The organism is Nocardia sp. NPDC051900 (genome assembly GCF_044452545.1).
Classification (GTDB): domain Bacteria; phylum Actinomycetota; class Actinomycetes; order Mycobacteriales; family Mycobacteriaceae; genus Nocardia; species Nocardia sichangensis.
Genome location: NZ_JBITBU010000003.1, coordinates 418,196 through 435,670, shown reverse-complemented (window position 1 = coordinate 435,670; position 17,475 = coordinate 418,196). Strand labels below are relative to the sequence as shown.

Sequence of the window (17,475 nt, the reverse complement as noted above, 5' to 3'; positions counted from 1 at the left end):
GTCGCTCGCTGCGCCGGGTCAGGAATCGTGGTCGGCGAAGTAGGCGAGGATCGGTGCGAAGTCAGCGGCGAGTTCAGCGGGCACGATCAGCTCGTCGATGCCGTACTTTTCCCGGCGTCGCTCGAGGATTTCGGCGGCGGCGGACGGTTCCGCGGGAATCATGCCCGCTGCGCCCGCGTCCGCGAGGGCGGCGGCGGTCAGGCCGAGCTTCGTCGCGGTCCAGATCGGTAGCCGTTGCCCGATGCCGACCACCTGATGGGTGAAGCGCAGGGTGCGGTCGGTACCGTCCCGTGCGGTGCGGACCAGCTCGGCCAGCTCCGACTCGGTGGCCCCGGGTGCCGCGGCCAGCAGGATGCAGTCGGCGAATTCCGCCGCGGTCGCCAGCATTCTGGGTCCGTTGGCGGCGACCACGACCGGTGGGGTGGGGTTCACTCCAGCCCGCACGGCGGCGATGGTGGCGACCAGCTGCGCGCGCCGTTGCGCGGGCGAACCCCAGGACGTGCCGAGCCACTGTGCTTCGGCGGCGGCGTCCGGGCGTCCCGAGCCGATTCCGAGTTCGAAACGTCCGTCCGACAGCAGCTGCAATGCCGCGGTCTCCCTGACCGTGGCGGCCGCTGTGCGCAGCGGTGCGGCGAGTACGTTCGGGCGCAGCCGAATGGTGGTGGTGACGGCGGCCGCCGCGGCGAGGGCCGGAAACGGCGAGGGGGTGAACCGGGTGTCCGGCAACAGGATGGTCCGGTAGCCCTGCTGTTCGACGGCGGCTGCCTCGCGCGCCCAGTCCGCTCCCGAACGCGGAGTGAGAACGATGCCGAAGGTCATGCTCATGGTGGGATCTCCCGATCGTGAAGGCAGGCCGGTCAGCGCTTGCGTCGCGGTTCGCTCAGGACGGCGAGCCTGCTGCGGTACTGCTCCTCGGTGATCTCGCCACGGGCGAACGCGATGCGCAGCGCGCCGATACCGCTCACACGTCCGATGAACCGCCTCCGGGCGAAGACCAGCACCGTGACAACGGTCAGCCAGAACAACAGCGGGAAAATCCAGAAGAACGGCCAGGGGTGCCATCCGCCGTCGTAATGGTCGGCCAGAAAACTCACGGCCTCGGGTCGAGTGAAAATATTCATGACGAAAGACTGCGCCGAAGGGCATGCCGGGGGCATCGGTCGCGCGTCGGCACTCGGAATACGCCTGGATACGTACGCCCAGAGCCCGAAGGCTCTGCCCGCGGTGATTTACCAGTTATTTGCTAATCGGCAGCAGGCCGGACAATTAGTGTTCGCTGAGAAATTGCTATCGGCTGATACCGGGAGAAGTCGGACCGTGTCGCCCTGCGCTGGCGCGCCGCGCGAGGAGGAAGAATCTCCGGCTGGGCTGCGGCTGCGCCTGGTCCTGGCCGTAGTCGCGCGCCGAAGAACACGCAAGAAGGGGCGGGACGTTCATTCTGCCGGATGGTCCCACCGCGAATCACGGAATTCGGCGTGGGTTTGCCCACTGACTGGTCGCCGTGCTGCGTCTTTATTCGGAGGATGGGTGCCTGGGTCGCTTGGTTGACGTTCCCATGGCAGTGCGGCGAAGCAGTCCGGCTCCTGGGCAACGATCGGCGGCTCACTGCCAGCCTGGGCGGACGAGTCCGGATTCGTAGGCCATGACCACCAGTTGGGTGCGGTCTCTGGCGTGCAGTTTGGTGAGAATGCGGCTGACATGGGTACGGGCGGTCGCCGGGCTCATGTAGAGCCGTTCGCCGATCTCGGCGTTGGTGAGACCCTCGGCGACCAGCGTCATCACCTCGCGTTCGCGGTCGGTGAGTTCGGCGAGCGTGGCCGTCGGCGGCGTTTTCGCGCGTGTGGAGAATTCCGCGATCAGCTTGCGGGTCACGCCGGGGGACAGCAGCGCGTCGCCGGCGGCGACCACCCGGACGGCGCGAACCAGATCGGCCGGTTCGGTGTGCTTCACCAGGAACCCGGTCGCGCCGGAGCGCATCGCCTCGAAGACGTACTCGTCGAGTTCGAAAGTGGTCAGCACGACCACGCGCACCGCGGCCAGCAGGGGGTCCTCGGCGATCACGCGGGTGGCGGCCAAACCGTCCAGAACGGGCATGCGGATGTCCATCAGCACCACGTCGGGACGCAGATCGCGGGTCATGCGCACGGCCTGCTCCCCGTTGTCCGCCTCGCCGACCACTTCGATGCCGTCCTGGGCATCCAGCAACGCCACGAACCCGCCACGCACCAACGCCTGGTCGTCGGCCACCAGCACCCGGATGCCGCCGGATGGAGCGTGGGCTGGAACCGAATCGTGGTGGTCGTGCATCGGATCTCCTCTGCCGTCGGCCGGCGATCCCGTCAGCGCTGCGCGCGACCGGCCGAGGTGCTCGGTCGTTCGGCCGTATCAGCGGGTCGGTCCGGTGTGGCACGCGACTCGCTCTCGCTCGGGCCGGTCGTGCTCGATGTGGCCTTGCCGGCAGTCTTCGATCCCGCGGCGCTCGATTCGGGTGCGTCTGATGTCGTGCCGCTCTGTTCGGTTTTCGTCGCGGCCGCGACGCCGCGTCTCGGCGTACTCGTCGTCGCGGTGTCCTGATCCGGTGCTTGCGCTGCCGCGTTGTTCCGGCTCGCTGCTGCCGCCCCGGCGCCTCGCACTCCCGGTGACGCCGTGGCCGCGTCGGGTCCGGGTGTTCGCGTGGGCAGCCGGGCGGCGACGCGGAACCCGCCGCTGGGGCGGGGGCCCGCGGTGAGGGCGCCGCCGAGGGCGTGCGTGCGCTCGCGCATGCCGATGATGCCGTTGCCGCCGCCGTTGCCGGAGCGCGACGGGGCACTGGTCGGGCGGCTGTTGTCGACGGTGATGTCGACCGAGTCCGGGGTGTAGCGCACGGTCACCGTTGCGTCGGCGCCGGGTGCGTGCCGGAGCACGTTGGTCAGCGACTCCTGGATGATTCGCGCCGCTGCCACGTCGATGACGCTGGGCAATTGCTGCGGGGTGCCGAGCACTCGCGTGGTGACGGTCAGTCCGGTGCTGCGCGGGCGCTGCAACAGGTCGTCCAAATCGCCGATGCTCGGCGCGGGGGTACGCGGGGCGGGTGGCGGCTCGGCCTCGGTCGTGCGGCCGGTCTCCTCGGCATTCGCCTCGGCTGTGGGTGATTGCTCGCTGGGCGTCGCGGGTGCGCTTCCGGACCGAATCGTGTGCAGGAGCGCGTGCACCTCGGCGAGGGCGTCGCGACTGGCGTTCTTGATCGCCGTGAGCGCCGTCTCGGCCTGCTCCGGGCGCTTGTCGAGCAGTTCCAGCGCCACCGAGGACTGCACGTTGATCATCGACAGACTGTGCGCCAGCACGTCGTGCAGCTCGCGGGCGATGGCGAGCCGCTCTTCGCTGGCCCGCCGCTCACGCTGCGCTTCCTCGTCCCGGCGCGCGGCCTCGGCGCGCTGCCCGCGCGCGACGAGCACGGCCTTGCGCTGCCGGATGCCCTCGGCCACCAGCAGCAGCACGGCCAGCCACGCCATCAGCGCGAACACCTGCCACAGGTTCGCGGGGCGGTCGAGCAGTGCGGGCAGCGGCCAGACCAGCGCCAGGTACCCGAGCGGGACGAGCGGATAAGTCCACCATCGTGATCCGCTGCTCGCGGCGGTCAAGAAGGCGACGACCAACGAGACGAAGATCGGACCGTATCCGTAGCCGCGCAGGAAGTACGCCAGGCACACGGCGAGCACGACGATCAGCACGGGCAGTGGCTGCGCGCGCCGCCGGATCAGCGCCACCGGGCCGGCGAGCAACAGCAGGTAACCGAGCGCGTCGAGGGAGTGCACTCCGGTCTGCCGCATGTTCGCGAAAGTGCCTCCGACCAACTGAACCGCGGCGACGACGAGCGCGACGCCCCAATCCCAGCCGACCGAACTCCGATCTGTCATCCCTGCCACCCGCACCCACGTAGCCTATGCGGCTCGGTCGTGATTCGACGTCCGCCTGGAAACGTATTTCGCGGAAATTGCACCGATTCGGGTGTTCGCAGACCATGGAAGCGGCTGCGCACCAGCTGATCCGACACGGCCACGGATCGATCCGTCGTTCCAGCTACGTATGCGGATCGTCGCCCGGCGACGGATGTCCGCAGGGGGTCGGCGGCGGATTCTCGGTGCATGGCAGATTCGATCGTGGTCACCCGAGGGCTGACCAAACGCTACGGGGAGCACACCGCTGTCGACGACGTGAGCATGAGCGTCACGTACGGCGAGATCTATGGCTTCCTCGGCCCGAACGGTGCGGGCAAGACCACCACCCTGCGGATGCTGGCCGGGCTGATCCGTCCGAGCGAGGGTACGGCCACCGTCGCGGGGCATCGGCCCGGCGATCCAGCGGTGGTGCGCCGGATCGGCGTGCTCATCGAGGGTCCCGGGTTCTATCCCTACCTTTCCGGCCGGGACAACCTGCGCGTGCTCGCCGAATATCGCGGGCTCGGGCGCCCGGAGGTGGAGGACGCGCTCGAGCGAGTCGGGCTGGCGGACCGCGCCGAGGACAAGTACCGGACCTACTCGCTGGGTATGAAACAGCGCCTCGGCGTGGGCGCGGCATTGCTGGGCAACCCCGACCTGCTCATCCTGGACGAGCCGACCAACGGCCTCGACCCCGCCGGTATGGCCGAGATGCGGGAGTTGATCACCGCTTTGGCCGCCGAGGGGCGCACGGTGCTGCTGTCGAGTCACATGCTCAGCGAAGTCCAGGCGATCTGCGACCGGGTCGGCGTGATCTCGCAGGGCAGGCTGCGCACCGAGGCGACGGTCGCGCAGTTGCGCGGCAACTCGTCGCTGGTGGTGCGGGCCGAGCCGGTGGAGGTGGCCCTGCCCGCGGTGCGCGGGCTGGTGGGTGGACGTTCGGCGCTGTTGACCGCGAGCGGCATCCGGATCGAGTCGGACACCGTCACCGCGCCCGCCGTGGCGCGTGCGGTCGTGGCGGCGGGCGCGGATCTACTGGAGCTGCGGGTCGAGGAGAAGTCCTTGGAAGAAGTGTTCTTCGAGATGACGCGACGGGAGGCAGTGCGATGAACGGCATGGCGATCCGGGACCTGATCGCGAGCACGAATGCCGAAATGCTGCGGCTGCGAAAGTGGCCGGCATTCTGGATCGTTCTCGGAACCTGGATTCTGCTGAACCTCACGTTCGCGTATCTGTTCAACTATCTGGCCTACACCTCCGGGGAATCGAGCCGGATGTCCAACGGGCTGCCGCGCGAGGCATTGCTGCGACAGCTGCTGCCCGCGGCGGTTCCCGAAGTATTCACCCAAGGCATGGCCATGTTCGGCGGCGCGCTGATGCTCATCCTCGGCGCGCTGACCGTGGGTAGCGGATACGGCTGGGGAACCTGGAAAACCATTTACACCCAAGGGCCTTCGCGCGTGCAAGCGGTCGCCGCGTTGGTGGTGAGTCTCGCGACCGTGGTGGTGGCGCTGGTGTGTGCGGCATTCGTCGTCGACATCGCGGTCGCCGCGCTGATCGCGGCGTCCCAGTCGCAGGCGCTCACCATGCCCGCACTGGATCGGTCGCTGCTCGGAATTTCCACCGGCGTGGCCATTCTCGGTATGTGGACGTTGGCGGGGGCGCTGATCGGCGCGATCGCCCGTGGGCCCGCGCTCGCGGTGGGGCTCGGCCTGGTCTGGGTGCTGGTGGTGGAGAACCTGTTGCGCGGCGTGGCCGGGATCTTCGCGCCGATCCAGGTGGTGACCGATCATCTGCCCGGCACGGCGGCCGGGTCGCTGGCCGGAGCGATGCGCACCGTTGACGGTCCCGCCACGCCCGGTGTGCTGCAGATTCTTTCGCGGACGGAATCGCTGGTCGTGCTGGCCGTCTATTCGGTGCTGTTCGCGGTCGGCACGATTCGGCTGATGCGCAGACGCGATCTGGTGTGAGCGACGAGGGGTTTCGAAGCCGGTGGTTGTCCACCGCCGGTTTCGTTTTTTCGTGGAATCACCCTGGACCGAGAACGGTTTCGGCGATCATTCGCAACGCGTGGGCGATCTGTCCGGAGGTCAAGCCGCGCTCACGTTGTTGCCGGTAGACCTCCGCTGCCAGCGGCGCGAGCAGCGGGTCGACCAATGCGTCCGGTTCGTGCAGGCCCGCCGCGACCAGCAGTCCTCGTACATGCGCGTACCAGAAGCCGTAAGCACCGGTCGTGAAGCGTGCGCCGCCGATCTCGGCGCCCAGCACCAGATGCGCGTGTGTGTCGAGCAATTCGACCATCGCGGCGTAGAACGCGGCCAGCCGCTGTGCGGGGGGAGCTCCGGGACCGAGCGGCGGAGGACCGGAAAGCAGTTTCTCTTGCAACGCTCGTTCGTGTTCGTCCAGCAGGGCCACCGCCACCGAGTTGGTGTCCGGATAACGCCGGTAGAGGGTGCCTCGGCCGACGCAGGCGGCCTTCGCGATGTCGTCCATCGTCACCGTGCGGGGATCTCGGGCGGCGAACAACTCCGCGGCGGCGGCGAGCACTTTGGCCCGGTTGCGTGCGGCGTCCGCGCGTTCCGGCGGGGTCGCCGACCGGCCCGGCCCGTGACCGGCGAGCAGGTCGGATCGGGGTTCCATGCCCGTGACTGTAGCCGATCCGGCAATAAGTGGACAATCTGTCCACATTCACCGTATCGTCGATCCCGGAAGAAATCGGACGCTATGTCCACTTAATCGGAGGTCGGTCATGAGAACCTTGTTGCATCTGGATGCCAGCGCCCGGCGACGGTCGATCAGCCGGGAATTGAGCGCCGCCTTCGCGGACGCGTGGCGCGCACGGCACCCGGACGGCGGCTACCACTACCGTGACCTCGCGGCCGAGCCGGTGCCGTTCATCGGGGAGGGGTGGACTCAGCTGTGCGACGCTGTGCTCACCCTGCCGAACACGGATGTCGAACGTATCGGTGAATTGGTGCGCACTCCCGAACATGCCGCCGCGTGGGAGATCGTCGAGCCACTGCTTGCCGAGTTGCTTGCGGCGGATGTGATCCTGATCGGCACCCCGATGTACAACTACTCGATTCCGGCTTCGCTCAAGGCCTGGCTGGACCAGGTGACATTTCCGCGAATGTCGCTCGGCCACCGAAAGTTCGTCGTGACCAGCGCACGCGGCGGCGCCTACTCGCCCGGCGCTCCGAAAGCGGCCTACGACTATCAAGAGCGCTTCCTGCGCGACTTCTTCGCGGGCCATTTCGCGGTTTCCGACACCGTTTTCGTGCACGCGGAGCTAGCCAATTCCCGCCAGGACCCAGCGCTGGCACACCTGCGTGCCGAGCACGACACGTCCTACGTCCGCGCTCTGGCCGCCGCGCGCGCTCTGGCCGGGGAGCACTGACGTGAACTGGGTAGTCCTCGCCGCCGCCGGAGTGGTGGAGATCGTCTGGTCGCAGAGCATCAAACCGACCGAGAACTTCACCAGGCTCGTCCCGACCCTGATCTGCTTCGTTCTCGGCGTCACCGCCGTGTATCTGCTGTCGCGCGCCATGCAGACGTTGCCGGTGGGCACCGCCTACGCCGTGTTCACCGGCATCGGCGCGCTCGGCGCGATCACCCTCGGCATCGTCGTCCACAAGGACCCGCTCGGTGCGGGGCGCTTGCTGGCCCTGGCGTTGATCCTCGGCGGCATCGTGCTGGCGAGGATCACGAATCCGGAGTAGAACTCCGCGCGGATTCGTTTGGCGCGCCGCTGCTTTACCGCGCGGCGCGCGTGCCCGGAGCGTCGGGCGAACCCGATCGGCGAACAGGTGGGCCGGGACGAATCGGCCGGGGTAGGTTCGTGCTGAATCGTGAAACGATCATCGGCGAAAGGACCGTGATGCCCACACGTACCGCGCGTACCGCCTGGACCGGCACCCTGCAGGAGGGTTCGGGGCAGGTCGAACTGGCCAGTTCGGGGGTCGGTAAGTACGACGTGTCGTTCCCCAAGCGCTCCGCCGAGGAGGCCGACGGCACCACCAGCCCGGAGGAACTGATCGCGGCCGCGCACTCCTCGTGCTACGCGATGGCGCTGTCGGCGCAGATCGGCAACGCGGGCGGCACCCCGGACAGCCTGGACGTCACCGCCGACGTGACCCTCGGCCCCGATCCGGCGGGCGGCTTTCGGATCACCGGGATCAAGCTGACCGTTCGCGGTCGCGTCTCCGGCATCGACGCCGACGCCTTCCAGGCCGCCGCCGAGGCCGCCAAGGCGGGCTGCCCCGTCAGCAAGGCCCTCGCCGGCGTCGACCACATCACCCTCGACGCCGCCCTCGCGTAGTCCGCGCAGGCTTCGTGCCCCGCACCGTGACAGGTGCGGGGCACGAAACCGTTGGGGGCAGTCAGCGTTTGCGGAAGTAGCGCCGGGCGTGGCGGGTGTAGAGAGCCGGGATGGCGATCAGCACGGCTGTGACGTGCACGGTGCGGAACGTCGCGAGCAGCAAGGACGCGGGTGCGGCGTCCCGGACCAGATCGCGCAATTGGTTCGCGGACATGGCCGCGGCCAGCGGCTCGATGATCAGGGACAGCAGGCCGAACACGCCGATGCCGACGGTGATCAGCAGGCGTGCCCAGCGGTCGCCGTAGGTCATGCGCACCGCGACGGCCAGCACCAGAAGGTAGAGCGCCGCGCGGAACCCCAACCCCGTCGCGAGGCTCGCCGGGTCGGCAGTCGAGAAGGCGCGGACGGCTCGCGTGATCGCCTCGGCGCCACCCGCGACCAACGCGACGACCAGCGCGACGAACGCGACGCGGACGGCGCGCGGCGGTCCACCCGGGTGGACACGCGGCGAAGCGGGCCAGACGGAAAAGGCAGTGCCGGTCATGGGACCGACACTGCCTGAAGGTTTCCGGACGCGAATCACTCCCCGGTAGCGGCGGCTACCGGTACCCGGGTATCGGTCCGCGTCGCGAACTCGGTGAGCGCCGCGAAACCGAGAGCAAGGCAGGCCCACAGGGTCGCGGTCTCGGCCAGCGACGCCACCCGGAACTGCCACAGCAGGGTGGCCGGGAAATCCGCGCTCACCTCGTTCACGCCGGGCAGCAGGACATAGCCGAGGGTGGTGACCAGTACGAACGCGGCGACGCCACCGATCAGCCGGAAAGTGGGCAGTTGCGCGCGCAGCGCGGTGAACGCCGCCACCGCCGCACCGACCGCCACGATGCCGAGCACGACGGCCGCCACCCACAGCAGGGTGCGTTCGTTGATGGTGTCCGGGTCGCCCACCGCCGGTGGGTTGGCCGGGTACTTGAAGAAAGGCACCGCGACGATCGCGGCCCAACCGGCCACACCGAGCGTCAGCGCGAGCCGCGGCCCGGACAGCGTGGTGTGGCGCCGCGCGAAATGCGCGACCGAGGCGTAGATGGCGCCGAGAGCGAGACCGGCCAACCCCAGGGCGAGAAACTGTCCGAACTTCTGGCCGCCGCGGCTCACCAGCGGTTCTTCCTCGTCACCGTGGGAATGCCCGCCAGGAGATTCGGCGTGCTCGCCGTGAGAGTGCCCGTCAGGGGCTCCGGCGTGTTCGCTGTGCGCTTCCTCAATGGCGATGGCCGCTTCCACCTTGGGTTCGCCGACGAAATAACCGACTGTGGCGGCCAGCAGCCCGGCGATCAGACCGGCCAGCAGGCCGCGCAACAGCAGTGTTCGGAGTGAACCGATCAGTGGCACGGAAGCCCCAGCAGGTGGCGTCCGTCGTGCATCAGCTCATGCAGATACATCCCGCTGCGCGAGATGACGCCCTGGTCGAAACCGACCAGGTACAGCGTGAGCAGTGCGAGAAGAACGACACCGACCGTGACGAGCACGGTGGCCAGGGAATCGGTTGCCCGGCTGGGTGAATGCGCGATGGCCATTCGAGTCCTCCTTGGGATACGCGTCCCGTAGGGTGGTGGCGCGACGGTGCCGGTGTCTGGCTTTCCGGCACCGGACTCGGTGCGTGGAACACAGTGGCGCGACCGCTCCGGAATCGCACCGGAATTACCGCGTCACCCTCGCGTTTGTCCTTCGAACTGTGACACCCGCACACCCTCGGCGTCAACCGGGTCCGGCACGGGCGTACCACGGCGTCGGGCGAGTCGCCGGGCAGGCGGGCCTGCCCGGCGGTGAGCCCCGGACTCAGTCGGCGGGCTTCGCGTCCACGTCGAGCACGACCTCGAACTCGAGCAGCGAAGCACCCGTCGATACCGGCTTCTGGCGCTCGCCCGCGTGCGCCTCGCGCGCAGGTCCGTCCCGCCAGGCCGCGAAGGACTCTTCCGAATCCCATTGGGTGACCACGAAATACCGCTTCTCTCCGGCCACCGGGCGCAGCAGCTGGAAGCCGAGGAAGCCGGGGGAGTTCTCGACCGCGTGCGCACGGTGGGCGAACCGCTTCTCCAGCTCGGGGCCCGCGCCCTCGGGAACCTCGATCGCGTTGATCTTCACAACAGCCATGTGTCCAAGCTAGCGGCTGATGCCGAGCAGATGCTCGGTGCCTCGTATTGTCGAACCGATGTTGCACGACGAAGGCGGAGCAGGCGCGCCGATCCTGCTGTTGCACGGCCTGATGGGCAGCGCGCGCACCTGGCGCGATCAGCTGGACTGGCTGCGCGAGCACGGCCACGTCTACACCTTCGACGCCGCCGGGCACGGCAGGCCCGCACCCGAGGAACTGACGACCGAGGCCTTCATCGCGGACCTCGCCGCGGGCACCGCCGCGATCGCGGAACCGATGGTGGTGATCGGGCATTCGATGGGTGCGCTGCACGGCTGGGTGTTCGCGGCGACTCACCCCGACCGGGTGCGGGCGCTGGTGATCGAGGACATCGCGCCGGATTTCACCGGCCGCACCGCGACGCACTGGGCGGCGATGATCGAGGCCTGGCCGCAGCCGTTCCCTGACGACGAAGCCGTGCTGTCCTTCTTCGGGCCGGTCGCCGGGCGATATTTCCTGAACTCTTTCGAACGCGGGCCGGAGGGATACCGGCTGCACGGGCCGGTCGCCACTTTCCGCGATATCTCCGAGGAGTGGGGGACGCGGGATTTCTGGCAGCACTGGCATGCGGTGCGGGTGCCCGCCCTGCTGCTGGAGGGCGAGCACAGCATCACACCGCCGGGGCAGATGCGGCAGATGGCCGCCGCCCATCCGGGCGCCGACTATGTCTTGGTGCCCGGTGCGGGACACCTCGTGCACGACGACCAACCGGAGCGCTACCGAGCGGAGGTCGAGCGCTTCCTGCGGCGGGTCCTGGGCAGCTAGGGCAGGAACCCGTCTCGACGTTCAGCTGTCGGCCCCGGGAGTCCCGCCCTCGCCCGCCAGTGCGAACAACCCGCCGGGCGTTTGTTCGATCAGTCCGTCCACCAGCAGCGAGTCCAACGCGCGGTCGCGCTGGCCCGGGTCGCGAGTCCAGGCCAGATCCAGGCGCACCCGCTCCACCGGACCGCTCGCGGCGCGCAGCACGTCCAACAGCCGACCGCGCGCTTGGCGATCGGTGCCCTCGTACTTCTGCGTGCGGCGGACCACTTCGCTCACCGGCCGCCCGGCGGTGACCCACGCGCAGCTCGGCAGCGGGCAGCGCGAGCAATCGGGGGTGCGGGCGGTGCACACGGTCGCACCCAGTTCCATGAGGGCGGCGGAGAACACCGCGGCGCGATCGATCCGCAGCGGCAGCAGCGCCTCGGTCTCGGGGAGATCGCGCGACGACGGGTTGCCCGCCTCCGCGCGCCCGTGCACCGCCCTGGCAACCACCCGGCGGACGTTCGTGTCCACCACCGGAACGCGTTGTCCGTAGGCGAAACAGGCGACGGCGCGCGCGGTGTACGCGCCGATGCCCGGTAGCCCGAGCAGTACCTCCACGTCGGCGGGCACCTCGTCGCCGTGCTCGCTCGCCAGCACCCTCGCGCACTCGTGCAGCCGCAGCGCACGGCGCGGGTACCCGAGCTTGCCCCAGGCACGCAGCACTTCCGCCTGCGACGAGGCGGCCATCGCCGAAGGGACCGGCCAGCGCGCCACCCATTCCCGCCAGATCGGCTCGACCCGGACCACGGGCGTTTGCTGAAGCATGATCTCGCTCATCAGGATCTGCCACGCCGTGACGCCGGGGCGGCGCCACGGCAGATCCCGGGCGGTCTCCTGGTACCAGTCCAGCAACGTGTCGGCGTCGATGCCGTTCGGTGCGCCGTTCCGCACTGTCCTCACCATCCCCGTACTACTGCCGCCAGACGGTATTTGCCCGCCTGTAACCGGCCGAACTCGCTGGTAACCGTAACTGTCCTGCACAATGGTCGGTATGCCGGATTCCAACCCGATCAGTGCCTGGAAGTCCCTGCGCGAAGGCAACGAGCGCTTCGTCAGCGGTGCGCTGCTGCATCCTAGCCAGGGTGCCGCAGACCGGGCCAAACTCGTCAGCGGCCAGCACCCGCACGCGATCCTGTTCGGTTGCGGTGACTCCAGGGTCGCCGCCGAATTGATCTTCGACCAGGGCCTCGGCGACATGTTCGTGGTGCGTACCGCGGGCCATGTGGTCGACAGCTCGGTGCTCGGCTCGATCGAGTACGGGGTGCAGGTGCTCAACGTGCCGCTCATCGTAGTGCTCGGGCACGACAGCTGCGGAGCCGTGAAGGCCACCATCGACGCGCTCGACGGCGGCGAGGTGCCCGGCGGATTCATCCGCAGCGTGGTCGAGCGGGTCGCGCCGTCCATCCTGGTCGGACGGCGCGAAGGCCTGTCCACCGTCGACGAGATGGAGGCCAGGCACGTGGTGGAGACCAGCCGCCTGCTCATGCAGCGGTCGATGATCATCTCGCAGCGGGTCGCGACCGGTGAGTGCGCCATCGCCTGCGTGACCTACAAGCTGGCCGAGGGCAAAGTGCAGCTGCACCGGGTTGTCGGCAACATCGGCGAGGTGGTCTGAGGCTGCCGCGCGCCCGCCATCGGCCCAGCGTGCCGGCGGAATGTACTCGTCGCCCTCGGGTGCGGGCGGCCGACACGCCGTGCCCCTGAGACGATGCGCCCGATGGTGCCCTTACCGTTGAGGCGTGCTGGAACCGAATGGACCGCTGCCACCGGAGATCTACTGGCGTCGACGCGTGTTCGCCATCGGGATCCTGGTGGTGGCCCTGGCGCTGGTGATCTGGGTCGTGCTCGCGGTCGCGCGTGGCGGCGACTCGCCCGGTGACACCGCGGCCGCCGGGACCAGCTCGGTCGTGACCAAGTCCGCCGACGCGGCGGCCAAGCCGTCGGGCGAGTCCGGCGCGCCGAAGTCCTCCGCGGCGGCCACCAGCGTCGCGGCAGGCCCGTGCCCGGACCAATCGCTGGCGATCAAGGTGACCGTCGAGCAGCCCACCTACAAGACGGGCGAGCAGCCGGTGTTCGGGATCGTCATCACCAACATCTCGGCGGTGGCCTGCACCCGCGATATGGGTTCCGGCCTGCAACAGGTGTCGGTGCACACGCTAGACGGCCAGCGGCGCCTGTGGTCGAGCACCGACTGCTACCCGGACGGCCAGCCCGACGTCCGCACGATGAGCCGCGGCGAGCAGGCCGCGTTCACGGTGACCTGGTCGGGCACCACATCCCAGCCCAACTGCGCGGGCGAACGCGTCCAAGTCCCACCGGGTGCGTACAGCGTTGTCGCGCAATTGGGTTCGGTACGCAGCATGGCCGAGCCGTTCAACATCGCGTGAGAGGGTAGGTCAGCTGGCGGCCTCCTCAGGGGCGGCGCGTAGTTTGCGCAGGCCCGCTATGCGGATGGCGGAGCGGAGGTCGGTGACCTCGTGAATCTTCATGGTGCTTTTCACTGGGGCGAGGCCGGGGGGTACCAGGGCGGTGGTGAAGCCGAGGCGTTCGGCTTCGGCCAGTCTGCGGTTGAGGCCGGTTACCTTGCGGACCTCACCGGCGAGTCCGACCTCCCCGAGGATCACCCAGCCCGGGGGGATCGGGGCGTCGGACTCGGCGCTGGCGATGGCGAGCGCGATGGCCAGGTCGGCGGACGGCTCGACCAGGCGCATGCCGCCGACCGTCGCGGCGTAGACGTCGCTCTTGCCGAGGAACACCCGGCCGCGGCTCTGCAGGACGGCCAGCACCATGGCGACCCGGTTGTAGTCGAGACCGCTCACCGCGCGGCGCGGCTGCGGAATCTCGGTCTTCACGGTCAGGCCCTGCACCTCACCGACCAGTGGACGCTTGCCGTCCATCGCGACGGTCACCGCCGTGCCCGGCACGGAATCCGTTCGATGGTGCAGGAACAGGCCGGACGGGTCGTCGACACAGGCGATGCCGTCCTCGTGCAGCTCGAAGCAGCCCACCTCGTCGGCGCTGCCGAAGCGGTTCTTGATGCCGCGCACCATGCGCAGCGTGGAGTTCTTGTCGCCTTCGAACTGGAGGACGACGTCGACCAGGTGCTCGAGCGTGCGCGGGCCCGCGACGTTGCCGTCCTTGGTGACGTGCCCGACCAGCAGCACCGCGATCCCGCTCGCCTTGGCCAGCGAGGTCAGCGCGGCGGTCACCTCGCGCACCTGGGTGACGCCGCCGATCACGCCGTCCACCTCCGGGGCGAGCATGGTCTGCACCGAGTCGACCACCAGGAGCGTCGGCCGCACCTGCTCGACGTGTCCCAGCACGATCGACAGGTCCGATTCCGCCGCCAGATAGACCCGGTCGTGCACCGCGCCGGTGCGATCGGCCCGCAGCCGGACCTGCCCCGCCGACTCCTCGGCGGTGACGTACAGCGACTTCTCGTCGCGCTGAGCCGCCCAGCGATGCGCCACCTCGAGCAGCAGCGTCGACTTGCCCACCCCCGGCTCGCCGGACAGCAACACCACCGATCCCGGCACCACCCCGCCGCCCAGCACGCGGTCCAACTCGGTGACGCCCGTCGGCCGCGCTCTGGTGACCTTGGAATCGATCTGCGAAATCGGCGCGGCCGCGGTGCTCGGCAACATCGCCTTGCGCCCAGGAGACCCGACCGCGCCCGCCGCGGCGACTACTTCGTCGACGGTGCCCCAAGCCCCGCATTCGGGGCACTTGCCCACCCATTTGGCGACTTCATGCGAACAGGCGGAGCAGCGGAAGGTCGGCTTGGTCTTTGCCACATGGGCACCATACGCACCAGGGCCGACAGTGTTGGATTTGCCGCGACTGCGTCGCGAACACGCAGCGCCGCAGGCGCTGCGAATCGGACACAGCCTCAGTGACCGCCGGTGTGCTCGGCTTCGGCCGGGCCCGACTTATCGGACTCGTGGCGCTCGGTGTGCTGGCCCGCGTCGACCGGGACCTGGACCTGGACGGTGCCGTTCTGCTTGAAGTTGAACGAGACGTTGTAGGTCAGGCCGGGGGCGATGTCCTTGGTCAGGCCGGTGATCTCGATCAGGATCGGGTTGGCCTCCGGGTCCTCGGCGGCGGCCGGGGAGCCGTGCGACTCGGCGGTGGTGGTCGGCGCGGCGGAGCGCGGCGCCGAGGTGGGCGCACCGGCGCTCGTGGTCGGCGCGGCGCTGGTGGTGGTCGAAGCGGCCTCGCGCTTGACCGGCTGGCTCGCCGCGACGACGGTCTGCTGCGGGGCGAGTTCGACGACCGACTTGCCGGAGGCGGGGGTGATCTTGACGGTGCCGAGGTCGGTCGTGATGCTGGTCAGCTCGTCGGGGACGGACTCGCCGTTGTTGATGATGGACAGCGCGATGAGCGCCTTGCCGCCCTTGGCGTTGTTGTACGCGGTGCCCTCGGACGGGTACACGATGTGCACGTTGCGCAGCGCGATGCGGCCCACGTCGGCGTGGTTGCCGTTCACGGCGGCGACCTGTTCGGCGGTCTGCGCGATCTGGCCCGCGCCGCAGCCGGACAGCGCGATCGCCGCTCCGGCGGCGAGTGCGGCAACCGTCACCATGCGACGTCGCGCCCCCTTCGGGGCGGTCACAGCTTTCAGGGCAGTCACGGGTTGTCCCTCCATGTCGACCGGGCTCTGGCTCCGCGCGGGAGCGTAGTAACTAGGCAGCGTAGTAGTTCCCTCGAGAGCCCGGGCGCGGGGGCCGGGTCGAACTCGGGGTTCGGCCCGGGCGCATGCGACGGGGCCACGGGGACGTCCGCGCCGACACCCGGCGTGTCGATAACGGTTCGATCGAACTTCGGAGGTTGCCACGAAGGTGCCAGCGTGTGGGCGGCGAGCGGCGCCGACTCCAGCCGGGAGATAACCCGTTCTGGCACAACGTAATGCACACAGCCTGGCATCTGTCAAGCCCCACGGTTGCCTCGTTGTGGCCCTGACCTGCACAGTTGATCGCGCCGTTATCGAGTCGCATGTTAAACTGTGAACATCGAAAGGGGCACGGGACACATGATTTTTAAGGTCGGAGACACCGTCGTTTACCCCCACCACGGAGCGGCGCTGATCGAAGCAATCGAGACTCGCACCATCAAGGGTGAGCAAAAAGAGTATCTGGTCCTGAAGGTCGCCCAAGGCGATCTCACTGTTCGGGTTCCCGCGGAGAACGCCGAATACGTCGGCGTGCGTGACGTCGTGGGTCAGGAGGGTCTCGATCGGGTCTTCCAGGTGCTTCGCGCGCCGCATACGGAGGAGCCGACCAACTGGTCCCGCCGCTACAAGGCCAACCTCGAGAAGCTCGCTTCCGGCGATGTGAACAAGGTGGCCGAGGTCGTCCGCGATCTGTGGCGCCGGGAACAGGACCGCGGCCTGTCCGCGGGTGAGAAGCGCATGCTCGCCAAGGCTCGGCAGATTCTTGTCGGTGAGCTCGCGCTGGCCGAAGGCACCGATGACGGCAAGGCTGAGACCCTGCTCGATGAGGTCCTCGCAGCGGCTTCCTGACCGTGAACACACCTGACAACGGTGTCCGTTCCACCGACGGACCCGTCGTTGCTCTGGTGCCTGCCGCCGGTCGTGGCGTGCGTCTGGGTGAATCCGCACCCAAGGCGTTCGTCCCGGTCGGCGGCACACCCATGGTCCGGCTCGCCGTCGAAGGCTTGATCGCCTCCGGCGCGGTCGAGCGGATCATCGTGATGGTTCCCGCCGAACTCGTCGACAGCGCCGTTGCCCTGCTGCCGCCCACGAATTCGGTCCAGGTGGTCGTCGGCGGCGCCGAACGCATCGACTCGGTGCGGGCGGGTATCGCCGCGGCGCCCGACGCCGCCTACTTTCTGGTGCACGACGCCGCCCGAGCTCTCACGCCGCCCGAGCTCATCGCCCGGGTCGCGGCGGAACTGCGGGCGGGCCGCCCCGCCGTGGTCCCCGGGCTCCCGGTGGCCGACACCATCAAGTCCGTCGACGCGGTCGGCGCGGTGACCGGCACGCCCGACCGCGCCCGGTTGCGCGCGGTCCAGACGCCGCAGGGTTTCGCGGCCGACTTGCTGCGCTCCGCCTACGCGCCCGAGGGCATCCAGGCGACCGATGACGCGGGCCTGGTCGAGCGGCTGGGCGTCGCGGTCCACACAATTCCCGGCGATCCGCTCGCCTTCAAGATCACCACTCCACTCGACCTCCGGCTCGCTGACGCGGTACTCGACGGCGCGGGCATCGGACGGGCGGTGACGCCGTGACC

The 17,475-nt window shown here is 69.1% G+C and carries 22 protein-coding genes and 1 riboswitch; of the genes, 10 read left to right on the top strand and 12 right to left on the bottom strand.

What is annotated here, in order from left to right:
• Positions 1-18: 18 nt before the first annotated feature.
• From ACIA5H_RS06830 to ACIA5H_RS06815, 4 genes are all read right to left on the bottom strand, one after another.
• The gene (locus ACIA5H_RS06830) at positions 19-825 is read right to left on the bottom strand and encodes an LLM class flavin-dependent oxidoreductase (protein ID WP_397074426.1); all 807 of its coding nucleotides are present in this window, start codon (positions 823-825) and stop codon (positions 19-21) included.
• A gap of 32 nt (positions 826-857) precedes the next feature.
• Positions 858-1,121 (bottom strand): hypothetical protein, encoded by a 264-nt coding sequence (locus tag ACIA5H_RS06825; RefSeq protein ID WP_397074424.1) that lies wholly within the window; start codon positions 1,119-1,121, stop codon positions 858-860.
• Between the two features lie 481 nt (positions 1,122-1,602).
• The gene (locus tag ACIA5H_RS06820; protein WP_397074422.1) at positions 1,603-2,307 is read right to left on the bottom strand and encodes a response regulator; all 705 of its coding nucleotides are present in this window, start codon (positions 2,305-2,307) and stop codon (positions 1,603-1,605) included.
• Positions 2,308-2,339: 32 nt separating this feature from the next.
• The gene (locus ACIA5H_RS06815; RefSeq protein WP_397074420.1) at positions 2,340-3,896 is read right to left on the bottom strand and encodes a histidine kinase; all 1,557 of its coding nucleotides are present in this window, start codon (positions 3,894-3,896) and stop codon (positions 2,340-2,342) included.
• A 228-nt stretch (positions 3,897-4,124) separates the two neighbouring features.
• On the opposite strand from ACIA5H_RS06815, the gene ACIA5H_RS06810 reads away from it, so the two are divergent.
• Both ACIA5H_RS06810 and ACIA5H_RS06805 read left to right on the top strand, forming a co-directional pair.
• Complete coding sequence (locus ACIA5H_RS06810; protein ID WP_397074418.1) at positions 4,125-5,027, top strand: ABC transporter ATP-binding protein; 903 nt, start codon at positions 4,125-4,127, stop codon at positions 5,025-5,027.
• 5 nt (positions 5,028-5,032) lie between these two features.
• The gene (locus tag ACIA5H_RS06805) at positions 5,033-5,887 is read left to right on the top strand and encodes an ABC transporter permease (RefSeq protein ID WP_397074416.1); all 855 of its coding nucleotides are present in this window, start codon (positions 5,033-5,035) and stop codon (positions 5,885-5,887) included.
• Positions 5,888-5,945: 58 nt separating this feature from the next.
• On the opposite strand, the gene ACIA5H_RS06800 is transcribed toward ACIA5H_RS06805, so the two are convergent.
• Positions 5,946-6,557 (bottom strand): TetR/AcrR family transcriptional regulator, encoded by a 612-nt coding sequence (locus tag ACIA5H_RS06800; RefSeq protein WP_379250265.1) that lies wholly within the window; start codon positions 6,555-6,557, stop codon positions 5,946-5,948.
• Positions 6,558-6,666: 109 nt separating this feature from the next.
• On the opposite strand from ACIA5H_RS06800, the gene ACIA5H_RS06795 reads away from it, so the two are divergent.
• From ACIA5H_RS06795 to ACIA5H_RS06785, 3 genes are all read left to right on the top strand, one after another.
• Positions 6,667-7,314, top strand: a complete 648-nt coding sequence (locus ACIA5H_RS06795) for an NAD(P)H-dependent oxidoreductase (RefSeq protein WP_356963561.1) — start codon at positions 6,667-6,669, stop codon at positions 7,312-7,314.
• Position 7,315: 1 nt separating this feature from the next.
• Positions 7,316-7,636 carry a multidrug efflux SMR transporter gene (locus tag ACIA5H_RS06790; RefSeq protein WP_355081674.1) on the top strand — a complete coding sequence of 107 codons (321 nt, stop codon included), beginning with the start codon at positions 7,316-7,318 and terminating at the stop codon, positions 7,634-7,636.
• Between the two features lie 158 nt (positions 7,637-7,794).
• Entirely contained in the window at positions 7,795-8,235 is a 441-nt protein-coding gene (locus ACIA5H_RS06785) for an OsmC family peroxiredoxin (protein WP_355076714.1), read from the top strand.
• A gap of 61 nt (positions 8,236-8,296) precedes the next feature.
• On the opposite strand, the gene ACIA5H_RS06780 is transcribed toward ACIA5H_RS06785, so the two are convergent.
• From ACIA5H_RS06780 to mhuD, 4 genes are all read right to left on the bottom strand, one after another.
• On the bottom strand, positions 8,297-8,779 hold the full coding sequence (locus ACIA5H_RS06780) for a hypothetical protein (RefSeq protein WP_379250269.1): 483 nt from the start codon (positions 8,777-8,779) through the stop codon (positions 8,297-8,299).
• Positions 8,780-8,814: 35 nt separating this feature from the next.
• Complete coding sequence (locus ACIA5H_RS06775; protein WP_397074412.1) at positions 8,815-9,621, bottom strand: CbtA family protein; 807 nt, start codon at positions 9,619-9,621, stop codon at positions 8,815-8,817.
• Positions 9,612-9,806: a CbtB-domain containing protein gene (locus ACIA5H_RS06770; RefSeq protein ID WP_039794710.1), complete on the bottom strand. Its 195-nt coding sequence runs from the start codon at positions 9,804-9,806 to the stop codon at positions 9,612-9,614. The genes ACIA5H_RS06775 and ACIA5H_RS06770 overlap by 10 nt, the downstream gene beginning before the upstream one ends.
• Positions 9,807-9,835: 29 nt before the next feature.
• Positions 9,836-9,988: riboswitch (cobalamin riboswitch) on the bottom strand.
• Positions 9,989-10,068: 80 nt separating this feature from the next.
• Positions 10,069-10,383, bottom strand: a complete 315-nt coding sequence (gene mhuD, locus ACIA5H_RS06765; RefSeq protein WP_355076719.1) for a mycobilin-forming heme oxygenase MhuD — start codon at positions 10,381-10,383, stop codon at positions 10,069-10,071.
• 58 nt (positions 10,384-10,441) lie between these two features.
• Between mhuD and ACIA5H_RS06760 the strand changes: the two genes are divergently transcribed.
• A complete protein-coding gene (locus ACIA5H_RS06760; protein WP_397074409.1) occupies positions 10,442-11,188 on the top strand; it encodes an alpha/beta fold hydrolase in 747 nt (248 codons plus the stop codon).
• Between the two features lie 21 nt (positions 11,189-11,209).
• On the opposite strand, the gene ACIA5H_RS06755 is transcribed toward ACIA5H_RS06760, so the two are convergent.
• The gene (locus ACIA5H_RS06755) at positions 11,210-12,130 is read right to left on the bottom strand and encodes an A/G-specific adenine glycosylase (protein WP_355076722.1); all 921 of its coding nucleotides are present in this window, start codon (positions 12,128-12,130) and stop codon (positions 11,210-11,212) included.
• Between the two features lie 88 nt (positions 12,131-12,218).
• Here ACIA5H_RS06755 and ACIA5H_RS06750 point away from each other — a divergent pair, with 88 nt between their 5' ends.
• On the top strand, positions 12,219-12,842 hold the full coding sequence (locus ACIA5H_RS06750; protein ID WP_355076724.1) for a carbonic anhydrase: 624 nt from the start codon (positions 12,219-12,221) through the stop codon (positions 12,840-12,842).
• Positions 12,843-12,966: 124 nt separating this feature from the next.
• The gene (locus tag ACIA5H_RS06745) at positions 12,967-13,614 is read left to right on the top strand and encodes a hypothetical protein (protein WP_379250278.1); all 648 of its coding nucleotides are present in this window, start codon (positions 12,967-12,969) and stop codon (positions 13,612-13,614) included.
• 9 nt (positions 13,615-13,623) lie between these two features.
• Here the strand turns inward: ACIA5H_RS06745 and radA are convergent, their stop codons facing one another.
• Both radA and ACIA5H_RS06735 read right to left on the bottom strand, forming a co-directional pair.
• On the bottom strand, positions 13,624-15,021 hold the full coding sequence (gene radA, locus ACIA5H_RS06740) for a DNA repair protein RadA (RefSeq protein ID WP_397074406.1): 1,398 nt from the start codon (positions 15,019-15,021) through the stop codon (positions 13,624-13,626).
• A gap of 95 nt (positions 15,022-15,116) precedes the next feature.
• Positions 15,117-15,857, bottom strand: coding sequence for a hypothetical protein (locus ACIA5H_RS06735; RefSeq protein WP_355076730.1), 741 nt, complete (start codon positions 15,855-15,857; stop codon positions 15,117-15,119).
• Between the two features lie 399 nt (positions 15,858-16,256).
• On the opposite strand from ACIA5H_RS06735, the gene carD reads away from it, so the two are divergent.
• Together carD and ispD are read left to right on the top strand one after the other, a co-directional pair.
• Positions 16,257-16,745 carry an RNA polymerase-binding transcription factor CarD gene (gene carD, locus ACIA5H_RS06730; RefSeq protein WP_011206964.1) on the top strand — a complete coding sequence of 163 codons (489 nt, stop codon included), beginning with the start codon at positions 16,257-16,259 and terminating at the stop codon, positions 16,743-16,745.
• A gap of 2 nt (positions 16,746-16,747) precedes the next feature.
• Positions 16,748-17,473, top strand: coding sequence for a 2-C-methyl-D-erythritol 4-phosphate cytidylyltransferase (gene ispD, locus ACIA5H_RS06725; protein WP_397074403.1), 726 nt, complete (start codon positions 16,748-16,750; stop codon positions 17,471-17,473).
• Positions 17,474-17,475 lie beyond the last annotated feature (2 nt).

Bases quoted from the DNA above. Each gene is read 5' to 3' on its own strand.
- ACIA5H_RS06800 (WP_379250265.1), bottom strand. From the start codon at position 6,557: ATGGAACCCCGATCCGACCTGCTCGCCGGTCACGGGCCGGGCCGGTCG.
- ACIA5H_RS06795 (WP_356963561.1), top strand. From the start codon at position 6,667: ATGAGAACCTTGTTGCATCTGGATGCCAGCGCCCGGCGACGGTCGATC.
- ACIA5H_RS06820 (WP_397074422.1), bottom strand. From the start codon at position 2,307: ATGCACGACCACCACGATTCGGTTCCAGCCCACGCTCCATCCGGCGGC.
- ACIA5H_RS06785 (WP_355076714.1), top strand. From the start codon at position 7,795: ATGCCCACACGTACCGCGCGTACCGCCTGGACCGGCACCCTGCAGGAG.
- ACIA5H_RS06770 (WP_039794710.1), bottom strand. From the start codon at position 9,806: ATGGCCATCGCGCATTCACCCAGCCGGGCAACCGATTCCCTGGCCACC.
- ACIA5H_RS06825 (WP_397074424.1), bottom strand. From the start codon at position 1,121: ATGAATATTTTCACTCGACCCGAGGCCGTGAGTTTTCTGGCCGACCAT.
- ACIA5H_RS06810 (WP_397074418.1), top strand. From the start codon at position 4,125: ATGGCAGATTCGATCGTGGTCACCCGAGGGCTGACCAAACGCTACGGG.
- carD (WP_011206964.1), top strand. From the start codon at position 16,257: ATGATTTTTAAGGTCGGAGACACCGTCGTTTACCCCCACCACGGAGCG.
- ACIA5H_RS06780 (WP_379250269.1), bottom strand. From the start codon at position 8,779: ATGACCGGCACTGCCTTTTCCGTCTGGCCCGCTTCGCCGCGTGTCCAC.
- ACIA5H_RS06755 (WP_355076722.1), bottom strand. From the start codon at position 12,130: ATGGTGAGGACAGTGCGGAACGGCGCACCGAACGGCATCGACGCCGAC.
- ACIA5H_RS06815 (WP_397074420.1), bottom strand. From the start codon at position 3,896: ATGACAGATCGGAGTTCGGTCGGCTGGGATTGGGGCGTCGCGCTCGTC.
- ACIA5H_RS06805 (WP_397074416.1), top strand. From the start codon at position 5,033: ATGGCGATCCGGGACCTGATCGCGAGCACGAATGCCGAAATGCTGCGG.
- ACIA5H_RS06750 (WP_355076724.1), top strand. From the start codon at position 12,219: ATGCCGGATTCCAACCCGATCAGTGCCTGGAAGTCCCTGCGCGAAGGC.
- ACIA5H_RS06830 (WP_397074426.1), bottom strand. From the start codon at position 825: ATGAGCATGACCTTCGGCATCGTTCTCACTCCGCGTTCGGGAGCGGAC.
- mhuD (WP_355076719.1), bottom strand. From the start codon at position 10,383: ATGGCTGTTGTGAAGATCAACGCGATCGAGGTTCCCGAGGGCGCGGGC.
- ACIA5H_RS06760 (WP_397074409.1), top strand. From the start codon at position 10,442: ATGTTGCACGACGAAGGCGGAGCAGGCGCGCCGATCCTGCTGTTGCAC.